We start from the raw sequence: 18,295 nt of genomic DNA on the forward strand, positions 1-18,295 counted from the left end.
GACGGAAGCGAGTCCACCTTGAACTTCCTCACCATCGGTCACCGCGGAGTCATGGGTGTCGAACCCGAGAACACCCTGCGTTCCTTCGTCGCCGCCGATCGCGCGGGCCTCGACGTCATCGAACTCGATCTGCATCTGAGCAAGGACGGCGCACTCGTCGTCATGCACGACGCGGATGTGGACCGGACGACCGACGGCACGGGTCCGATCGCCGACAAGACCCTCGCCGAGCTGCGCGCCCTGGACGCGGGTCGCGGCGAGCGGATTCCCACCTTCGAGGAGGTGCTGGACGCGGTACGGGCGCCGTTGCAGGCCGAGATCAAGGACACGGCGGCGGCCCGCGCCCTCGCCGACGTCATGCACCGGCGCGACCTGGTGGGACGGGTGGAGGTGCTGTCCTTCCACGACGAGGCGGTCGCCGAGATCGCCCGGCTCGTCCCCGGGGTCCGCACGGCGCTGGTCGCCAGCCGCTACGGCCTGGACGTCGTGGACCGGGCGGTGGCGGTGGGCGCCTCCACCCTCGTCCTGAACATCCGGCGGCTGACCCTGGAGATCGTCGAGCACGCCCGCAAGGCGAATCTGCGCGTCATCGGCTGGGTGGTCAACACCCAGGACCATCTGCGGCTGGTCCGGGCGCTGCAGCTGGACGGCGCGACCACGGACTACCCGGACATCAAGCGCACCGGCCGCTTCACGGCGTGACCGGTCGCGCCAGCTCCTTCACCAGCAGCTCGAACCGCAGGTCGTCCCGCAGCGGGATACCGAAACGCTCGTCACCGTACGGGAAGGGGGTCATGCGTCCCGTACGGCGGTAGCCGCGCCGCTCGTACCAGGCGATGAGGTCGTCCCGTGCGGAGATCACGGTCATGTGCATCTCCGCGGCGCCCCAGACCTCGCGCGCGATCCGCTCGGCCTCGGCGATGACCGTCCTGCCGAGGCCGGCGCCCTGGAGCGCCGGGCTCACCGCGAACATCCCGAAGTAGACGTGGTCACCGCGGTGTTCGAGCTGGCAGCAGGCGACCACCGTGCCGTCCCGCTCCACCGTGAGCAGTCGGCTGTCGGGCGACTTGATGACCTCCAGGACCCCCTGGGGATCGGTGCGCTGCCCTTCGAGGATGTCCGCCTCCGTGGTCCAGCCCGCCCGGCTGGAGTCTCCCCGGTACGCCGACTCGATCAACGCGACGAGGACGTCCACGTCGGCGTCGGTGGCATCACGGAAGGTCAGGCCGTTGGCGGTGTCCATGGGCGCTCCTGGCGGATCTGGCTGCGGCGCGGGCACGCAAGAGCGTAGCCCTCCGCGCACTAGGCTCCGACGGCATGGTCCACGTACTGAGCAGCCGTACCCTTCTGCGTCCCACCGACCCGGAGCGCTCCCGGGCGTTCTACGGCGAGCAGCTGGGGCTTCCCGTGTACCGCGAGTTCGGTACGGGTGACCACCGGGGCGTCGTGTACTTCCTGGGCGGCGGTTTCCTGGAGGTCGCCGGACGCTCCGACACCCCGCCCTCGCCGGCGTTGAAGCTGTGGCTCCAGGTGGCCGACGTGACGGCGGCGCACGAGGAGCTGGTGGCGGCGGGCGTGGAGGTGCGACGGCCGCCGGTGAAGGAGCCCTGGGGGCTGATCGAGATGTGGATCGCCGACCCGGACGGAACGGAGATCGTGCTGGTGGAGATCCCCGCCGACCATCCGCTGCGGTACCGGCCCGGCATCTGACCCCGCCCGCGGGCCCGGTGCCCGCGGCCGCCCACCGGTACTCCCGGTGGCCCGGGGCCGGGGTACGGGCATAGCGTGCTGGTGGGGGCCTTCCCTTCCACGAGGAGCGCCATGAAGCTCGACAGGCCGGTGACCGGCGGGCCCTGCTGGACCGAGCTGGGGACCAGTGATCTGGAGGCGGCCAAGCGGTTCTACACCGACCTGTTCGGGTGGCGCCCGGAGACCGACCCGCGCCAGGAGGCCGGCGGGTACACGGTGGCGCACCTGGGCGACGCTGCCGTCGCCGCCCTCGCGCCGCTGTACCAGGAAGGGCAGCCGGTGGCCTGGAACGTGTCGTTCGCGGTGCGCGACGTGGACGCCGCGGTGGACTCGGTACGGGCGGCCGGCGGATCGATCGTGCTGGAGCCCGTGGACGTCTTCGACCTCGGACGGTTCGCGGTGGCGTTCGACCCGGGCGGCGCGGCCTTCCAGCTCTGGCAGGCCCGCGCCTTCCCCGGCGCCGGCCTGTTCAACGCCCCCGGCGCGCTCGGCTGGGTGGAACTGCTGACCCGCGCGCCGGAGGGTGCCGAGACCTTCTACACGACCGTGTTCGGCTGGAGCGCGCACGCCTCCGGGCACTACACGCAGTGGCGGCTCGGTGGTGCCGACTTCGGCGGAATGATCACCATGGACGAGAAGTTCCCGCACGAGGTGCCCTCGCACTGGCTGCCCTACTTCGCCGTCGAGGACGTGGACGGCACGGCCCGGGTCGCCGTCGACGCCGGGGGCACCGTCCTCATGGAGCCGACCACGGTGCCGGACGGCCCGCGCATCGCCGTGCTGCGCGACACCCAGGGCGCCATGTTCGGCGTGTACCCGGTGGACGAGGAGCGCTGAACCCACGGCCGGCGCCGACGGCCGGTTCTCGTACCCGCGTCTCAGGCACGGGACATGCCCAGCCGGTCCTCCAGCTGGATCAGCAACTCCCCCAGCAGCCCGGCCAGTTCGCGGCGGTCATCGGATCCGACCCCGGACAGCACGGTCGTCTCGTAGGCCAGTTGCTCCGGCAGGACGCTGTCCACGAGGTCACGGCCGGCATCGGTGAGGCGGACATGGGCGACGCGCCGGTCGCGGCTGTCGCCGCGTCGCTCGACCAGACCGCGCTCGCTGAGCAGTTTGAGGCGTTTGGTGACGGCGGCGCCGGAGGCGAACGTCTCGCGGGCGATCTCACTGGGCGTCAGCTCGTGGCCGGTGCGGCGCAGGGTGCCGAGGACGTCGAACTCGGGGCGGGTGAGCCCGGCCCGGCGCAGCGGGGCGTCCTCGGCCTGCTGGAGGAGCGCGGCGCAGCGGTTCACCCGGCCGATGATCTCCATCGGTCCGGTGTCCAGACCGGGGTGCACCGTCTGCCACTGACGCACCACCTTGGCGACCGTGTCCCCGAGAGTCGCGCCGCTCCCCGTCGCCGTCCGCCCGTTGCCTGCCGTCATGCCGGTGCGCCCTCCGAAGCGTGATCCGTGCTGTCGTGCCGTCGCCGTGAGCGTACGGCGTCCGGCCCGCCGGACGCCGTCACCGGCGCCGACGGCGGCGCGTGCCGCGCCCCTGCCCGGGACGACCTGGTCGCTGCGCAGTGCACCCCGCGCGCTCCCCCGCGTACACCTGTGCGCTCGTCTGCGCGCCACCGGGCAGGGGCATGCCCTGACCGACTGGCCGACCTCACGGTCGTCACTGTTCGACGCCGTCGAGCGTGGAGGTGCGCGGTGCACGGACCGGCTTCGCCCGGCTGGCTGCTCGTCGTGCTGTGCGCGATGACCGGCGGTTACTGCCTGCTGCGGATGCGCAGCACCGTCGAGGAGCAGCGCAGGGCCGCCGGCGGTGAGGCGCTCATGGGGTTCGGCATGGCCGCGATGGCCGTGCCCGCCGCCGCGGCGGCGCCCCCGCGCTGGGCCTGGTTCGCCTACGCCGTCGTGTTCGGCGGCGCGGCGTTGCGCGCGCTGTGGGCGGCCCGTACCAGTGCGCACCACCTGCACCATCTGGTGGGCGCCGTCGCGATGGTCTACATGGCGGTGATGATGGGGGCCTCCCCGGGCGGCCACGGCGGCACCGGGCCGCCGCTGCTGACCGGGGCGCTCCTGCTGTACTTCGCCGGCTATGTGCTGTGGTCGGGCGTACGGCTGATGCCGGTCACGGTGTCCGGAGGCGGGGGCGTGGCGCGGCGGGGCATACGCTGGGGTGACCGGCCCGAGGTGGCCCGGGCCTGTCGGCTGTCGATGGGCGTCGGCATGTTCGCCATGCTGCTCACGGTCTGATCCACGCCGTGGTCTGCGTCACTTGGGCCGCCCGGCCCATGTCGTCGTGCCCCGTACCGCTCGTAGGCTTCGCCCATGATGGTCCCCGCGGCACTGTTGCTGCTCGGCGCCCTGACCGCCGTCGTCGCTCCGCGACTGCTGGCCCGGGCGGACTGGCCGGACCGTGAACCTGTGGTCGCGTTGTGGGTGTGGCAGTGCGTCGTGGCGGCCGTCCTGCTGTGCTGTGCGCTGTCGATGGCGCTGAGCGCGGCCGCCGCCTGGACGGCGGTGCGCGGACCGCTGTTCGCGCCCGCGCCGAACGGGGTGGTCGAGGCGTACGGGCTGGGCACCGGTGGTTCATGGGCGGCGGTCACCGCGGTCGCGCTCGCCTGCGGCGGCGCGTGGACCGGGGCGATGCTCGTCGGCGAGGTCGTTCTGGCCCGGCGGCAGCGGCGGCGGCGGAAGGCGGAGATCCTGCGCCGCGCCCCGCTGTTGCCCGGTGAGGCGCCGGGGGCGGACCGGCTCATGGTGGTGGAGGGCGAGCGGCCGGACGCCTGGTGGCTGCCCGGCTCGGCGCCCCGACTGGTCATCACCACGGCCGCGTTGCGCCGGCTGAAGGGGCGGCAGGTGGACGCGGTGGTCGCCCACGAGCAGGAGCACGCGCGGGCCCGGCACGACTGGCTGCTGCACTGCTCGGCGGCGCTGGCGGGCGGTTTCCCGAGGGTCCCGGTGTTCGCCGCGTTCCGCGGCGAGATGCACCGCCTCGTCGAACTCGCCGCCGACGACACCGCCTCCCGCCGCCACGGACGCCTGACCACCGCCCTCGCACTGGTCGGGCTCAACGAGGACCGGGGCGTGTTCGGGCCCTGTTCGGCCCCCGAGGACCATGTGCCGCAGCGCGTCCACCGGTTGCTCGCTCCCCCGGACCGGCTCACGCCCGCGCGTCGGCTGCGGCTGACCGCGTGCGCGACCCTGTTCCCCGCACTGCCCGTTCTGGTGGCGTTCATACCGGGGTTGCGGGCACTCGGTTAACCGTGACCCGGCAAAGAACGGACCAAGGACAACCCAAGAACAACGCTCGACGCACGCCCTGCGCTCCGGTCGCGGCGCGTGACGGTGATCTCACACCCCGAGGTTGGCACGGAGCCCCACGGGTCGGCGAGGATCGCTCCATGCACACCCCCACCCTCGACGCGCCGCCCCACCGGCCGCCGACCACCCGCACCGCCCGCGTCGCCGCGGCCCTCGCGGCGCCCACCGTCCTGCTGATCGTCCTGGTCTCGCTCTCCTGGGCGCCGCTGATGTCCCTGGACGACGGCATCGCGGACACCACCCACGGATGGGCCGTCGCGGAGGCCGGGACCACCCACGCCTTCCGCATCCTGACGGACTGGGTGTGGGACCCGGTGACGATGCGCCTGCTCTGCGCGGTCGCCGCGGTCTGGTTGGTGTGGCGGTACCGGGAGTGGTGGCTCGCGATCTGGCTGGCCGTCACCAGTGCGGTCGGTACGGCGGTCCAGCAGGGTCTGAAGGCCGCGGTCGGCCGGGAGCGGCCCGCGTGGCCCGACCCCGTGGACTCGGCCCACTACGCCGCCTTTCCGTCGGGCCACGCCATGACGGCGACCGTGGTGTGCGGCCTGCTGTTGTGGCTCCTGCACCTGTACGGTGCCGGACGCGCCGTCATGCGGATCGCGCTGGCGGTGTCCGTGGTGTCGGTCCTGGGTGTGGGCCTGACCAGGATCTGGCTGGGCGTTCACTGGGCGTCGGACGTGGTGGGCGGCTGGCTGCTGGGGGCGCTCACGGTCGCGCTCGCCGTGCTCACGTACGAGCGGTGGCGGGCGCCGAGCCGCTCTTGACGGGCGGCCGTCCGGCCCGAAGGATCGCGTCATGACGATCAAGGGCGTGCTGTTCGACTTCTCCGGAACCCTCTGCCGTATCGAGTCCGCCGAGTCCTGGCTGCGCGCGGCGCTGACGGACAGAGGCATCGCCATGCCGGAGCCGCAGTTGCTCCGGGCCGCCGAGGCACTGGAGCGGGCGGGGGCGCTGCCCGGTGGGGCGGCCCCCGTGGAACTGCCGGCCGGCGAGCCGGCCGAGCTGTGGCCGGTCCGGGACCGGAGCGCAGAGGAGCACCGGGCCGCGTACACGGCTCTGTCCCGGCAGGTGTCCCTGCCCGATCCCGCGCTCCACGACGCGCTGTACGACCGCCATATGACGCCGTCCGCGTGGCGCCCGTACCCGGACGCCGCCGAGGTCCTCTCCGCCCTGAGGAAGCGCGGCGTGGCCGTCGGCGTGGTGAGCAACATCGGCTGGGACATCCGGCCGGTGTTCCGCGCGCACGGCCTCGATCCGTATGTGGACACCTATGTCCTGTCGTACGAGCACGGCGTCCAGAAGCCGGACCCGCGGCTGTTCGCGTTCGGCTGCGAGGCGCTCGGCGTCGACGCGCGGGACGTGCTGATGGTCGGCGACGACCGGCGGGCCGACGGCGGTGCGGCGGCTCTGGGGTGCTCGGTGCACTTCGTGGACCACCTGCCCGCCGCCAGTCGGCCGGACGGACTGCGGCCGGTACTGGATCTGGTGGACTGAGGCGCCGTCCGCTCGCGGATCCACCGGGCGGGCCCGGAGTCCGGGCCGCCGTGACCGGCCACCGGACGTCCGTCCCGGACCGTCCCCCGTGCGGTCCGGGACGGACAGCGGCCGGGAGGGAGTACTCACGGTCACCGCCCGGAAGCGTTGAGTATAGTTGGCTGGCAGCCAGTCAACGCAGGAGTTACAGGATGTCCCCGCGCAGCGCCTCGGTCAATGCGGAGTTGCGTCGGCGTTCCCGGGAGCGACTGCTGCAGGCCGCGGTCGAGTTGGTGGACGAGCGGGGCTACGAGGCCACGACGCTCGGGGACATCGCGGACCGCGCGGGGTCGGCGCGGGGCCTGGTGTCGTACTACTTCCCGGGCAAGCGCCAGTTGGTCCAGTCGGCGGTGCACCGCCTGATGCAACGGACGCTGGAGGAGGCACTGGAGGGCGAGCCGCGCAGTGAGGACGGGCGGGAGCGGATGGCGCGGGCGGTCGACGCGATCCTGCGGCTGGCCCGCGACCGGCCCGTGCTGATGCGCCAGCACATGGCGGGGTTGCTCCAGGCGCCCGAGGGGCTGGTGCAGTGCCCGGAGCAGCGGCGGCTGGGAGATCTGCTGCGGGACACGGTCACCCGGCACGGCTCCGCGGACCCGGACGCCGACTACCCGCTGCTGCGGGCCCTGTTGATGGGTGCCGTGTACGCGATGGTGCTGCCGAACGCGCCGTTGCCGTTCATCACCCTGCGGGCGGAGCTGTTCCGGCGCTACGGACTCGACTGGGAGTCGGGTGTCCCGCCGGCCCCCGAGGGGACCGGCGGGACGTGCGACAGGGATCTGTCGCGGTTCTTCGCCACCTGACGGTGTCGGCCCGGCGTCCTACCAGCCGAAGTCGAAGTAGTCCGGCTGCGTCTGCACGTTCAGCTCACGCTGATGCACCCACCGGGCGGGGTCCGTGCGCCGGTCGTCGATCTTCAGGACGTCGAATCCCTTGACCATGTCGTTCGAGTAGATGTGGCCGTTGTAGTAGTACGCCGACCAGGCACCGCCGCCGACGAGCGTGTCCGTGGAGATGGGACCGCGCTCGAAGTAGGCGATCTCCTTGGGGTTGGCGGAGTCGGTGAAGTCCCAGACGGACACACCGCCCTGGTACCAGGCCTGGACCATGATGTCCTTGCCCTTGACCGGGATCAGCGAGCCGTTGTGGGCGACGCAGTTCTCGGTGTTCGCCTGGTGGCGCGGGATCTTGTAGTAGCTCTTGAAGACGAGCTTGCGGTGGTCGCCCCTGCCGACGATGTCGTAGATGCCGTCGGCACCGCGGTTCGGGCCGATCTCCGCGTTGCAGGTGGCCGCGCCGCCGCCGCCCAGCTCGTCGGTGAAGACGACCTTGTTCGCCTTCTGGTTGAAGGTCGCCGAGTGCCAGAACGCGAAGTTCACGTTGTCCTGGACCCGGTCGATGATCTTCGGGTTCTCCGGGTCCTCGATGGAGAACAGGATGCCGTCACCCATGCAGGCGCCGGCCGCCAGGTCCTTCGACGGCAGCACGGTGATGTCGTGGCAGCCGGTCGTCTTGGAGACACCGGGGTTCGTCGGCGAACCCGGGTTGCCGCCGCCGTCCGGGCCCTCACCGGGGAAGAGGACGGGGAAGCCGACCACGGCCGCCTTCTCCGGGGCCCGGCGCGGCACCTTGATGACCGAGATGCCGTCGTGCGGCGGCTGGCAGTCGGGGAAGGCGGCGTTCGGCGAGTACGAGGAGACGTAGATGTAGACGTTCTTCCGCTTCGGCAGCAGCGTGTGGGTGTGCGAGCCGCAGGCGGTCTCGACGGCCGCGACGTACTTCGGGTTCGCCTTGTCGCTGATGTCGAAGATCTTCATGCCCTCCCACGACGACTTCTCGCTCGCGGGCTGCGTGGTGCTGTTGCAGGAACTGTCGCTGCGCGAGGAGTCCGTGGACAGGAAGAGCAGGTTCCCGGAGACGGAGATGTCGTTCTGGGAGCCCGGGCACAGTACCTGGGCGACCGTCCGGGGGGCCTTGGGGTTGCTGATGTCGAAGACGCGGAAGCCGTCGTAGTTGCCGGCGAAGGCGTACTTGCCCTGGAAGGCGAGGTCGGAGTTGGTGCCCGGCAGCGCCTCCTTCGGGATGTTGGTCAGGTGCTTGATGTTGGCGGAGTGGACGATCTCGTCCTTGCCGGGTATCTCACCGGCGGCGATCGCCTTCCGCGCCTCGGCCGCGTCACTCTTGGAGACCTTCTCCCGCACGGCGGGCGCGTCCCCCGGGTCGGGAGTCGCGGCCGCCGGACCGGCCGTGAGCAGCGCGGCCAGGAGCCCGGCCGCCGTCGCGGCCACCCCCAGCCGTCTGTGGCGCGTCCGAAGGTTGTTCAACAGGGTCACTGCGTCCTCCCTCGTAGCCGTTCGCAGTCGAACGGTGCAGGCACCTCCGAAGTATCGTCTTCATCATGCACAGAACAACAGATGGCAATGTAGTTGTAACGAACAAATTTGATCACCGGCGTCTGAATGCGTGTTAGGAAAGTTCGTCAACACTCGCAGGATGTAAGCCCGTTGCTCTGCCCAGGAGGTCACTGTGCTCGTTCGCCGCACATCCCGCGCGTCGCTGGTCACGGCCTCGCTGACGGCCGTTCTCCTCGCGCTCGCGGCCTGTGACTCGGGGTCGGACTCCGAACCCGACGGCGCCTCAGCCGAGTCCGGCGGACCCGCGGTGATCGCTCCCGGAAAACCCGGCGAGGCGGCCCGCACCCTGTCACCGGAGGACGCGGAAAAGCGGCGCGCCGAGGACGACTCGCCGAATTCCGCGGACTTCGCCTACGCCCGCATGATGATCAAGCACCATGGACAGGCCCTGAAGATGACCGAACTGGCCCCCGAGCACGCGAGGTCGACGCAGGTGAAGCGGATCGCCGAGCGCATCTCGGCCGCGCAGAAGCCGGAGATCGAGGCCATGGAGGGCTGGCTGAAGGCCAACGGCGGCGACGAGAAGGGCACATCGCACGACCACGGGGAGATGCCGGGCATGGCGACCGGGGCGCAACTGAAGGAACTCGGCACGCTCGACGGGGCGGCGTTCGACCGGTTCTTCCTGCAACTGATGATCACTCACCACGAGGGGGCGATCACCATGGCCACGGACGTGAAGACCCAGGGCAACAACATCCTGATCGAGGAGATGGCCGACGACGTGATCGCCCAGCAGACGACCGAGATCAGCAGGATGCGCGACCTCCTCACCTAGAGGCCGGGCGCCGCTGCGGCCCTGTGCGCGGCTTCGGTCCCACGACCCCGGTCTGCCGGGCCCCGGCCCCGCGGCTCGCCCTCAGCGCCGGGCGTGGCGGGGGGCCAGCAGGCCCGCGTCCCGCGCCCCGGCGATCAGCCGCAGCGACTTGCGGCGGCTGTGCCCGGTCGCGCACATCACCGCGAGTACCGGGTCGCAGCCGTCCCACTGCGCGGCGAGGTACTTCTCCGCCACCAGCCGCCGCCCCTCGCCACCCCGCGGCCAGGCGGGCCTGGCCCGGCGGGCGGATGCCTGCCGGGCGCCGTCCGCGACCTGGTCGGACGCGGGTCGCACGCGTCGAACAGCGGGCCCTCGATCCATTCCGCCAGTTCGGCCAGATCGTCCAGGGACAACGGTGGCTGGGCGTGGACGTCCTCGAGGGACAGCCGTCCGCCCGCCACCACGGCGAGAACCTCGACCCGGGCCCCGTCCGGGAAACTCAGCCGCGCGTCGAACCAGACCGTGACGCCCTCGCCTTCCCGCACCTGCCATGCGGGCCGCACCGAGACCGCGCCATCCTGCCAATGCCGATCAGAAAGGTTGAGAAAGGATGCTTCGAGCACACACGCAACGTAAGCGAGTGATCACAATCGTTCTGGGCAGCCACGCCGAGCGTCCCCTCCCCCGGCGGGCTCCGCGGTGCCATGCTGGAGGCATCAGCGATCTCCTCGGGTAAGGAGTTCCGCGTGCTGCACGTCGCCGTCGTGGGTTCGGGGCCGAGCGGGTGCTACACCGCCCAGAGCCTCGTCCAGCAGGATCCCGGGGTCCGGGTCGACGTCCTCGACCGCCTGCCGTGCCCGTACGGTCTGGTGCGCTACGGGGTGGCACCGGACCACGAGAAGATCAAATCGCTCCAGAACAACCTGCGCACCGTGCTGGAGGACGAGCGGGTGCGTTTCCTCGGCGGGGTCCAGGTGGGACCCCGGGGCGTGCCGGTGGCGCGGCTGCGGGAGCTGTACCACGCGGTGGTGTACTGCGTGGGTGCCGCGACCGACCGCCGGCTCGGCATCCCGGGCGAGGATCTGCGCGGCAGCTGGTCGGCGACCGAGTTCGTGTCCTGGTACAGCGCGCACCCGGACGCCGTGGCCGACGGTTTCCTCCCCGGCGCCCGCACGGCGGTGGTCATCGGCGTGGGGAACGTGGCCGTGGACGTCACCCGCATGCTGGCACGGGGTGCGGCCGAGCTGAGCCCGACGGACATGCCGCAGTCCGCGCTCGCCTCGCTCGCCGCCAGCGAGGTCTCCCGCATCCACATGGTGGGCCGGCGCGGTCCCTCCGTGGCGCGCTTCACCACCAAGGAGCTGCGCGAGCTTGGCAACCTCCCGGACACCCAGGTCACCGTCAACCCGGCGGAGCTGGAGATGGACCCGGACTACGTCGACCCGTCGGCCCTGCCCGCCGCGCAGCGCCGGAACATCGAGGTGCTGCGCGGCTGGGCCACCGCGCCGGCGCCGAGCGGCCGGCACCGCATCCGGCTGCGGTTCTTCCTGCGCCCGGTCGAGCTCCTCGCCGACGGCGACCGCGTCTGCGGCGTCCGGCTGGAGCGCACGCGGCCGGACGGCCGGGGCGACCTCGTCGGCACCGGCCGGTACGAGGAGATCGAGGCCCAGCTCGTCCTCCGCTCGGTCGGCTACCGCGGCGTACCGCTCGACGGGCTCCCCTTCGACCCCGAGCGCGGCACGGTCCCCCATCTCGCCGGCCGGGTCGTACGGGAGGGTGTCGCCACCCCCGGCGAGTACGTGGCCGGGTGGATCAAGCGGGGCCCGACCGGAGTGATCGGCAGCAACCGCCCCTGCGCCAAGGAGACGGTGACCTCCCTGCTGGAGGACGCCCCGGCGCTCGTGCGGCGCGCGGTCCCGGCCGATCCGCTGGCGGCTCTGCGGGCGGAGGGCGTCCGTCCCGTGGAGTGGTCGGGCTGGCAGGCGATCGAACGGGCCGAGGCGGAGCTGGGAGCGTCCCTGGGGCGAGGTGTGGTGAAGCTGCCGGACTGGGAGTCGCTCCTGGCGGCCGCTCAGAGCGGCGCACCGGATTAGACACCTGGAGACCGGTACACATCCCGCCCTTCAACCGCCCTCCGCCGCAGCCCCGTTCAGGCGTCGTCGGGGCCCCCGACGCGGGCGGCCTGCCGGTCGGCGGCGTCCAGGAGCGCGTCCAGCAGCCCCGGGAAGAGACCTTCCAGGTCGTCCCGGCGCAGGCCGTTCATCTTGGCGGTGCCCCGGTACACCTGCCGGATCACACCGCTCTCGCGCAGCACCCGGAAGTGGTGCGTGGTCGTGGACTTGGTGACCGGCAGGTCGAAGTACGAACAGGAGAGCTCGTCGCCGTCGGCGGCGAGCTCTCGCACGATGCGCAGCCGCATGGGGTCGGAGAGCGCGTGCAGCACGGCCTCCAGCCGAATCTCCGCGGGCTCCGGGTGCGGGAGGTCGCGGCTGCTGACGGCGGGCGAGGTCACGGCGGCTCCACTGCGTCGGCCTTCGGGGAGATTTCATTGTACGAGATTCCTCGTAGTTTGACATTCGCCGTACTACGATGGCTATCGTACGAGGCGTCGAGCCGTACGCCGTCCTGTGACGGCATCCCTCACGATTGGAGTCCGCCGTGAGCGCTCTCTTCGAGCCCTACCGCCTGCGTGAACTGACCATCCCGAACCGGGTGTGGATGCCTCCGATGTGCCAGTACTCGGCCGCGCCGGAAGGCCCGGAGGCAGGTGCACCCAACGACTGGCACTTCGCCCACTACGCGGCACGCGCCGCCGGCGGGACGGGCCTGATCGTCGTCGAGGCGACCGCCGTGGCCCCCGAGGGCCGGATCTCCCCGTACGACCTCGGCCTCTGGAACGACACGCAGGTGGAGGCGTTCCGCCGGATCACCGGTTTCCTCAAGCAGCAGGGGACGGTGCCGGCGGTGCAGCTGGCCCATGCGGGGCGCAAGGCCTCGACCGACCGGCCCTGGCGGGGCGGAGCCCCGGTGGGCCCGGACGCGCACGGCTGGCAGCCGGTCGCGCCCAGCGCGGTGCCGTTCGACGAGAGGCACCCGGTGCCGGACGAGCTGACGGTCGAGCAGATCGGGGCGCTCGTGGGGAAGTTCGCCGAGGGTGCCCGCCGCGCGCTCGCCGCCGGTTTCGAGGTCGTCGAGATCCACGGCGCGCACGGCTACCTGATCAACGAGTTCCTGTCCCCGCACTCCAACCGGCGTACCGACGCCTACGGCGGCTCGTACGAGAACCGGATCCGCTTCGCCCTCGAAGTGGTGGACGCCGTGCGGGAGGTGTGGCCGCAGGACAAGCCCCTGTTCTTCCGGGTCTCCGCGACCGAGTGGCTGGAGGAGGGCGGCTGGACCGCGGACGACACCGTCCGGCTCGCGGTCGAGCTGAAGGCCCACGGAGTGGATCTCCTCGACGTGTCCAGCGGCGGCAACGCCTCCGGTGCCCGCATCCCCGTCGGCCCCGGCTACCAGGTGCCCTTCGCCGCCCGCGTCCGCGACGAGACGACGATGCCCGTCGCGGCGGTGGGTCTGATCACCGAGGCGGAGCAGGCCGGGAAGATCCTCGCCAACGGAGAGGCCGACGCCGTGCTGCTGGGCCGTGAACTGCTGCGCAACCCTTCATGGGCCCGGCAGGCCGCCCGGGAACTCGGGGGCGAGGTGCACGTCCCCGAGCAGTACCACCGGTCGGTCTAGTGTGATGCGCCAGAGATACTGAGGGTTGATTGGTGCCTTCTTTTCGTGGCGCATCACACCAGCCTCGCCCCGGGCGCGCTCCGCGCGGCGGCCTCAGGCCGGGCCCGGCTCGGCCGGGGTGCGGGTCCGCACCAGCCGCCGGACCGTCTTCTCCAGGTCGGGCAGGGTCCGCTGGCCGGCCACCGCGAGGGCGATCGCCGCGGCGATGCCCGCCCAGGCGAACGGGCCGAGCGGGGTGCAGCCGAAGAAGTGGCTGACGGCCGGGATCTGGACGAGGACGACGAGGGCCGCGGCGGAGCCGAGGGCCGTGGTGCGGACCAGGGGGCTGTGCCGGCGGTCGGCGAGGGTCTGGGCCAGCTGGGTTCCGACCACACCGCAAAGGGCCATCGTCGTGGAGCGCCGCGCGGTGCCCGGTGTGAAGCGGCCGATCAGCCAGGCGAGGGTGGCGCCCAGACAGGTGGTCAGGGCGCGATGGCGGATCTGCCGCATCAGGGGCGCGCCGAGGAGTTCGGTGCCCAGGGGCTCCGTGCCCGGGGCGGCGCCCTCCGGGTCGTCGCCGTTCCCGCCGTCCGGCTCCTCCTTGGGGGTCACCGCCACCGCCATCGCCGGGAACAGGTCAGTGAACAGGTTCACCAGCAGCATCTGGCGGGTGGAGAGCGGGGCCCGTCCGGCGAGCAGCGTGCCGAGGATGCCGAAGCCGATCTCGCCCGCGTTGCCGCCGATCAGGATGGCGATGGCGTCGGTGACGCTGTGCCACAGGGAGCGGCCTTCGGTGACCGCCTCGATCAGTACGGACAGGTCCTCGTCGGTCAGGACCAGGTCGGCCGCGTTCCGGGCGGCCGCGGAGCCGCGGGCCTGGATGCCCACGCCGATGTCGGCGGCGCGGATGGCCGCGGCGTCGTTGGCGCCGTCGCCGACCATCCCGACCACCCGGCCCGCGTCCCGCAGCGCCTCCACGACCTGAAGCTTCTGCTCGGGTGCGACCCGCGCCACGACCCCCGCGTCCCGCAGCATCCGGGAGCGTACGGACCGGTCGGCGGAGGCCAGTTCGTCGCCCGTGACGACGGTCGTGTCCTCGGGCCAGCCCAGTTCGGCGGCGATCGCCCGGGCGGTCTGCGGGTGGTCGCCGGTCAGCATGACCGGTCGTACACCTGCCTCGCGCAGCCCCCGCACGAGGTGGGTGGAGGTCTCGCGCGGTACGTCGGCCAGGGCGAGCAGGCCGGTGAACTCCAGTCCGTCCAGCGGCTCTTCGAGGGCGGCGGACGGCTCCTCGCCCGCGCGCAGCGGGCGTTCGGCGACCGCGAGGACGCGCAGCCCGTCGCGGGCGAGCGACTGGGCGGTCCCGGACGCGTGGTCCGGAAGGCCGGGGCAGGCGGGCAGGACCGTCTCCGGTGCGCCCTTGACCACCAGTACGGGGCCGCCGTCCCCGCCCGTGCCGACGGCGGCGGCATAGCCGCGGGCCGCCTCGAAGGGCCGGCCCTCGGTCTGCTCCCACTCCGGGTCGGTACCGGCCGCGTCCAGCACCGCCTCGTCCGTGGCGTGCACCGGGCGGTGGGAGCCGCCGTTCAGCCGGGGACAGGCGCGGGCTGCGACGCGCAGGGTGCGGGCCGGGTCGTCGCCGGCCGTGTCCTTGGGCCTGCGGGCCGTGCCGTCGGCCTCGGTGACGCGGACCAGATGGAGGCGGTTCTCGGTGAGGGTGCCCGTCTTGTCGAAGCAGACGGTGTCCATGCGGCCCAGCGCCTCCAGGGTGCGCGGGGTGCGGACGAGGACGCCGCGGCGGCTCAGCCGGCGGGCGGCCGAGAGCTGTGCCACCGTGGCGACCAGGGGCAGTCCCTCGGGGACGGCGGCCACGGCGACCGCGACGCCGCCGCTCACCGCCTCCTTGACGGGGGTGCCGCGCAGCAGTGCGAGACCTGTCACCGCCGCACCACCGGCCAGGGTCAACGGCAGCGCCCTGCGGGTGAGTTCGTGAATCTTGGCCTGGACTCCGGCGGACGGGGGCGTACGGGCGGCGAGTGCGACGGCGCGGGCGGCCTCGGTGCGGTCCCCGGTTCCGACGACGACGGCCCTGGCCTGGCCCGCGACCACGGTGGTGCCCTCGAAGACCATGCAGCTCCGGTCTGCCACGGGAACGCGGGGGGTCGGCGCCGTCTGCTTGTCCACCGGGAGGGACTCACCGGTGAGCGCCGACTCGTCCACCTCAAGGCCGTCCTCCCACAGCAGCCGGGCGTCGGCGGGGACGACGTCGTCGCCCTTCAGTTCGATGATGTCGCCGGGACCGAGCACGGCCGCGTCCACGGTCTCGGCCGGCGAGTCCTCGGCCGACGGGTCCTCGGCGGGCGGGCTCGTCGGCTCGTCCGTCTCCCGCGGCGCGACACGGGCCTTCTGCTGCTGCTCGGCGAGCAGCCCGGACAGCGCCCGTTCGGCACGCAGCCGTTGCAGACCGCCGACGAGGGCGTTCAGATCCAGCGCGCCGAAGACGAGGAGGGCGTCCACGACCGAGCCGAGGATCGCGGAGGCGGCCGAGCCGACCGCCAGGACCGGGGTGAGCGGATCGTCCAGTTCGCCCCGCACGGCCCGCGCCAGCTCCATGGTCCAGCGCACCGGGGTGCCGACCGGAGTGTGCCCGACCGCGTCGGCGACCTCGTGCAGCCGGCCGGTCGCCTGCTCGACCACTGTGGGGTCGCTCTCCTCGTCGGCTGTGTGTTCGAGCCGGTCGAGGACGTCGTCCGGTGGGAGCGCGTGCCAGGCCGTGCGCGGCTGGGGGTGCGGCGCTCGGGCCAGCGCCACACCGAGGGCGCTGCGCACGCCGCTGAGCAGGGCCGTCGCGGCGCCGACGTCGACGGGGACATGACGCAGGCCGGGCAGCGGCGACGGGCGGCGCGACCCGTCGGACTCTCCGATGGCCACCAGCAGCCCGGAGAGGGCGGCTCCGGACCGGGCGAGGGTCTGCGACCTGCGGCCCACCGCTCGGGCAGCGGGTACGGCGGTGAGCAGCCGCCATACGTCGGCGAGGCCGTTGAGGGCGAGGACGTCCGCGCCCCAGGCGACGGCGGAGTCCCGGTCCGCGAGGGCGACGGCCACATCACCGCCGAGCAGGCCGTCCAGGACTTCCATGCCGTCGCGCGCCGGGGTGGCGTCGGGCCGTGGCCCCGTGTCCTGGTCCCGGAGTCGAGGGCCGTCGTCCCGCACGCGCGTGGCGTCGTCGCGTACGTGGGTGTCCTCGGCTCCCTCCTCGGGATCGGCCGAGGGGAAGCGGGCGACCGTCAGGACGGTGGCGCCCTCGTCGCGCAGGTCCCGCACCACCTCGCGCAGCGGCCGGTCGCCGGTCACGACCTGGTCGGCGAGGCTCGTGAAGTCGCGCAGCGCCGGGTCGTCCACCATGACGACGGCGAGCCCGGCGCGGCGGGCCGCGTCGAGCACGGTCTCGGCCCAGGGGTCAGCGCCCGAGCCGGGGCTCCGCAGCGCGCTGGGGTGCAGGACGACGGTGTCGACCGTCTCCAGGTGCCGAAGCCGCTCGGTGTCGCGGACCAGGACTCCGGTCCGGGCGAGGCCCGCGCCGAGCACGTAGTGGAAGGCGGCGGGGCCGTAGCGGGCGGCCTTGGGCGAGCCCGCGAGGACCGCCTCCGCGGCCTCCTTGCCGTCGTGCTTGACGAGCAGGGTCGCCGCGGCGCCCAGCACGCTGCCGGTGGAGGCGTGGGCGGCGTAGTCCTGTGCGGGGGTGGACCGCAGCGGCGGTCGTACGGAGGGACGCGGGGGCAGGCCGATCCGCCGCGGGGTGCACACCCGGTCGTGGACGGTGTCGAAGGCGGTCGCGCGGGCCAGGGTGTCCCCCAGCTGGCAGACGCGCAGCGCTCCGTCGAGCAGCAGGGCGATCGGGGTCTGGCCCGCGGCGTGGACGGCGGCGTTGGCGGCGGCCAGCAGTACGTCCATGCGGGACGGGCCGAGCCGGTCGCGCAGGAAGGCGCGGAAGCGGGGGTTCTCGCGCAGCAGCGTCGCCACCGCCGTGACCGTTCGCGGTGCGGGTGGCAGCCGCAGGAAGGAGCCGGCCAGGGCCATGCCGGTGCCGAGTACGTCGGCGGCGAGAGCCGTCGCGGCCGCCCGTATCCCCGCCGGGTCTCCGGGGTGGGCATACCCCTCGACGTCCTCGTCGGCCGGCGACAGCCCGTGCCGGGCGGCGAGGTCGATCGCCGCGTCGACCACCTTGTCACCGAGGGCCTCCTCGGCGGTGGACACCACCAGCCGTGCCAGTCCCCGGTCCCAGTAGGCGAGCGCCACGTCCGGCCGCTCGGCCAGTGCCACGGCCACCTTGCGGGCCGCGTGTTCCGTGCCGCCCTCGCGGTGAACCCGTTCGGGTGTCTCGGGGCGCAGTGCGAGATGGGCCCGGGCGCCGGAGCGCCAGGGGCCGGTTCTGCCCGGCAGCGCGTTGCGGGCGACGCGCGACACCCGCGCCGCGCCGTCCGCACCCCGTACGGTCGCCCGCGCCGTTCCGGCCACCGCTCCCGCGGCCATGCCCACGGCGGGCCCGGCGCCCCGGGCGAGCAGCCCGGGCCCGGTCAGCGCGAAGCCGGCGGCGGCGTTCGCCGGTCGTGTCAGCAGTCCGAGCCCCCCGGTGCGCGCCCGCTCAGCCGTTGCGCCACCCCACCGGCCACCTCGTGCCATGGCTCTTCCTCACCTCACGCCTGATGCCCTTCCGGGGGAGCCGGGTTCCCGGGAATCGGCACGTCATCCACGCGTGTGTGGTCGATGGGGCGAGTTCGGCGCCTGTGATCGCCGAGGCGGCCGGA

16 protein-coding genes and 1 pseudogene are annotated in these 18,295 nt (G+C 73.0%); 11 read left to right on the plus strand and 6 right to left on the minus strand.

Going from position 1 to position 18,295, the window contains the following annotated elements; translation table 11 throughout:
- The first annotated feature begins 18 nt into the window (after positions 1 to 18).
- Positions 19 to 702, plus strand: a complete 684-nt coding sequence (locus AC067N_RS33925) for a glycerophosphodiester phosphodiesterase (RefSeq protein WP_478682769.1) — start codon at positions 19 to 21, stop codon at positions 700 to 702.
- Here the strand turns inward: AC067N_RS33925 and AC067N_RS33930 are convergent.
- Positions 692 to 1,243, minus strand: a complete 552-nt coding sequence (locus AC067N_RS33930) for a GNAT family N-acetyltransferase (protein ID WP_478682770.1) — start codon at positions 1,241 to 1,243, stop codon at positions 692 to 694. The two genes, AC067N_RS33925 and AC067N_RS33930, sit on opposite strands and share 11 nt — an antisense overlap.
- A gap of 74 nt (positions 1,244 to 1,317) precedes the next feature.
- Here AC067N_RS33930 and AC067N_RS33935 point away from each other — a divergent pair, with 74 nt between their 5' ends.
- Both AC067N_RS33935 and AC067N_RS33940 read left to right on the plus strand, forming a co-directional pair.
- Positions 1,318 to 1,710 carry a VOC family protein gene (locus AC067N_RS33935; RefSeq protein ID WP_478682771.1) on the plus strand — a complete coding sequence of 131 codons (393 nt, stop codon included), beginning with the start codon at positions 1,318 to 1,320 and terminating at the stop codon, positions 1,708 to 1,710.
- A gap of 111 nt (positions 1,711 to 1,821) precedes the next feature.
- A complete protein-coding gene (locus AC067N_RS33940) occupies positions 1,822 to 2,586 on the plus strand; it encodes a VOC family protein (protein ID WP_478682772.1) in 765 nt (254 codons plus the stop codon).
- Positions 2,587 to 2,627: 41 nt separating this feature from the next.
- Here the strand turns inward: AC067N_RS33940 and AC067N_RS33945 are convergent, their stop codons facing one another.
- The gene (locus AC067N_RS33945; protein WP_478682773.1) at positions 2,628 to 3,176 is read right to left on the minus strand and encodes a MarR family winged helix-turn-helix transcriptional regulator; all 549 of its coding nucleotides are present in this window, start codon (positions 3,174 to 3,176) and stop codon (positions 2,628 to 2,630) included.
- Between the two features lie 270 nt (positions 3,177 to 3,446).
- On the opposite strand from AC067N_RS33945, the gene AC067N_RS33950 reads away from it, so the two are divergent.
- The 5 genes from AC067N_RS33950 (at position 3,447) to AC067N_RS33970 (ending at position 7,402) form a co-directional block, all read left to right on the plus strand.
- Entirely contained in the window at positions 3,447 to 3,995 is a 549-nt protein-coding gene (locus tag AC067N_RS33950; RefSeq protein WP_478682774.1) for a DUF5134 domain-containing protein, read from the plus strand.
- A 75-nt stretch (positions 3,996 to 4,070) separates the two neighbouring features.
- Positions 4,071 to 5,006, plus strand: a complete 936-nt coding sequence (locus tag AC067N_RS33955; RefSeq protein ID WP_478682775.1) for a M56 family metallopeptidase — start codon at positions 4,071 to 4,073, stop codon at positions 5,004 to 5,006.
- A 140-nt stretch (positions 5,007 to 5,146) separates the two neighbouring features.
- Positions 5,147 to 5,830 carry a phosphatase PAP2 family protein gene (locus AC067N_RS33960; protein ID WP_478682776.1) on the plus strand — a complete coding sequence of 228 codons (684 nt, stop codon included), beginning with the start codon at positions 5,147 to 5,149 and terminating at the stop codon, positions 5,828 to 5,830.
- Positions 5,831 to 5,861: 31 nt separating this feature from the next.
- Positions 5,862 to 6,560 carry an HAD family hydrolase gene (locus AC067N_RS33965; protein ID WP_478682777.1) on the plus strand — a complete coding sequence of 233 codons (699 nt, stop codon included), beginning with the start codon at positions 5,862 to 5,864 and terminating at the stop codon, positions 6,558 to 6,560.
- A gap of 191 nt (positions 6,561 to 6,751) precedes the next feature.
- On the plus strand, positions 6,752 to 7,402 hold the full coding sequence (locus AC067N_RS33970; RefSeq protein WP_478682778.1) for a TetR/AcrR family transcriptional regulator: 651 nt from the start codon (positions 6,752 to 6,754) through the stop codon (positions 7,400 to 7,402).
- 18 nt (positions 7,403 to 7,420) lie between these two features.
- On the opposite strand, the gene AC067N_RS33975 is transcribed toward AC067N_RS33970, so the two are convergent.
- Positions 7,421 to 8,932 carry an LVIVD repeat-containing protein gene (locus tag AC067N_RS33975; protein ID WP_478682779.1) on the minus strand — a complete coding sequence of 504 codons (1,512 nt, stop codon included), beginning with the start codon at positions 8,930 to 8,932 and terminating at the stop codon, positions 7,421 to 7,423.
- Positions 8,933 to 9,125: 193 nt separating this feature from the next.
- On the opposite strand from AC067N_RS33975, the gene AC067N_RS33980 reads away from it, so the two are divergent.
- Positions 9,126 to 9,791, plus strand: coding sequence for a DUF305 domain-containing protein (locus tag AC067N_RS33980; protein WP_478682780.1), 666 nt, complete (start codon positions 9,126 to 9,128; stop codon positions 9,789 to 9,791).
- 81 nt (positions 9,792 to 9,872) lie between these two features.
- Here AC067N_RS33980 and AC067N_RS33985 read toward each other — a convergent pair.
- Positions 9,873 to 10,393, minus strand: a pseudogene (locus tag AC067N_RS33985) (DUF6214 family protein).
- A 123-nt stretch (positions 10,394 to 10,516) separates the two neighbouring features.
- On the opposite strand from AC067N_RS33985, the gene AC067N_RS33990 reads away from it, so the two are divergent.
- Positions 10,517 to 11,863, plus strand: a complete 1,347-nt coding sequence (locus AC067N_RS33990; protein ID WP_478682781.1) for an FAD-dependent oxidoreductase — start codon at positions 10,517 to 10,519, stop codon at positions 11,861 to 11,863.
- Between the two features lie 56 nt (positions 11,864 to 11,919).
- Here the strand turns inward: AC067N_RS33990 and AC067N_RS33995 are convergent, their stop codons facing one another.
- A complete protein-coding gene (locus tag AC067N_RS33995) occupies positions 11,920 to 12,282 on the minus strand; it encodes an ArsR/SmtB family transcription factor (RefSeq protein ID WP_478682782.1) in 363 nt (120 codons plus the stop codon).
- 146 nt (positions 12,283 to 12,428) lie between these two features.
- Between AC067N_RS33995 and AC067N_RS34000 the strand changes: the two genes are divergently transcribed.
- On the plus strand, positions 12,429 to 13,508 hold the full coding sequence (locus AC067N_RS34000) for an NADH:flavin oxidoreductase/NADH oxidase (RefSeq protein WP_478682783.1): 1,080 nt from the start codon (positions 12,429 to 12,431) through the stop codon (positions 13,506 to 13,508).
- 93 nt (positions 13,509 to 13,601) lie between these two features.
- Here the strand turns inward: AC067N_RS34000 and AC067N_RS34005 are convergent, their stop codons facing one another.
- Positions 13,602 to 18,170 (minus strand): HAD-IC family P-type ATPase, encoded by a 4,569-nt coding sequence (locus AC067N_RS34005; RefSeq protein ID WP_478682784.1) that lies wholly within the window; start codon positions 18,168 to 18,170, stop codon positions 13,602 to 13,604.
- Between the last annotated feature and the right edge of the window lie 125 nt (positions 18,171 to 18,295).

Source organism: Streptomyces sp. NPDC042364 (genome assembly GCF_056437585.1).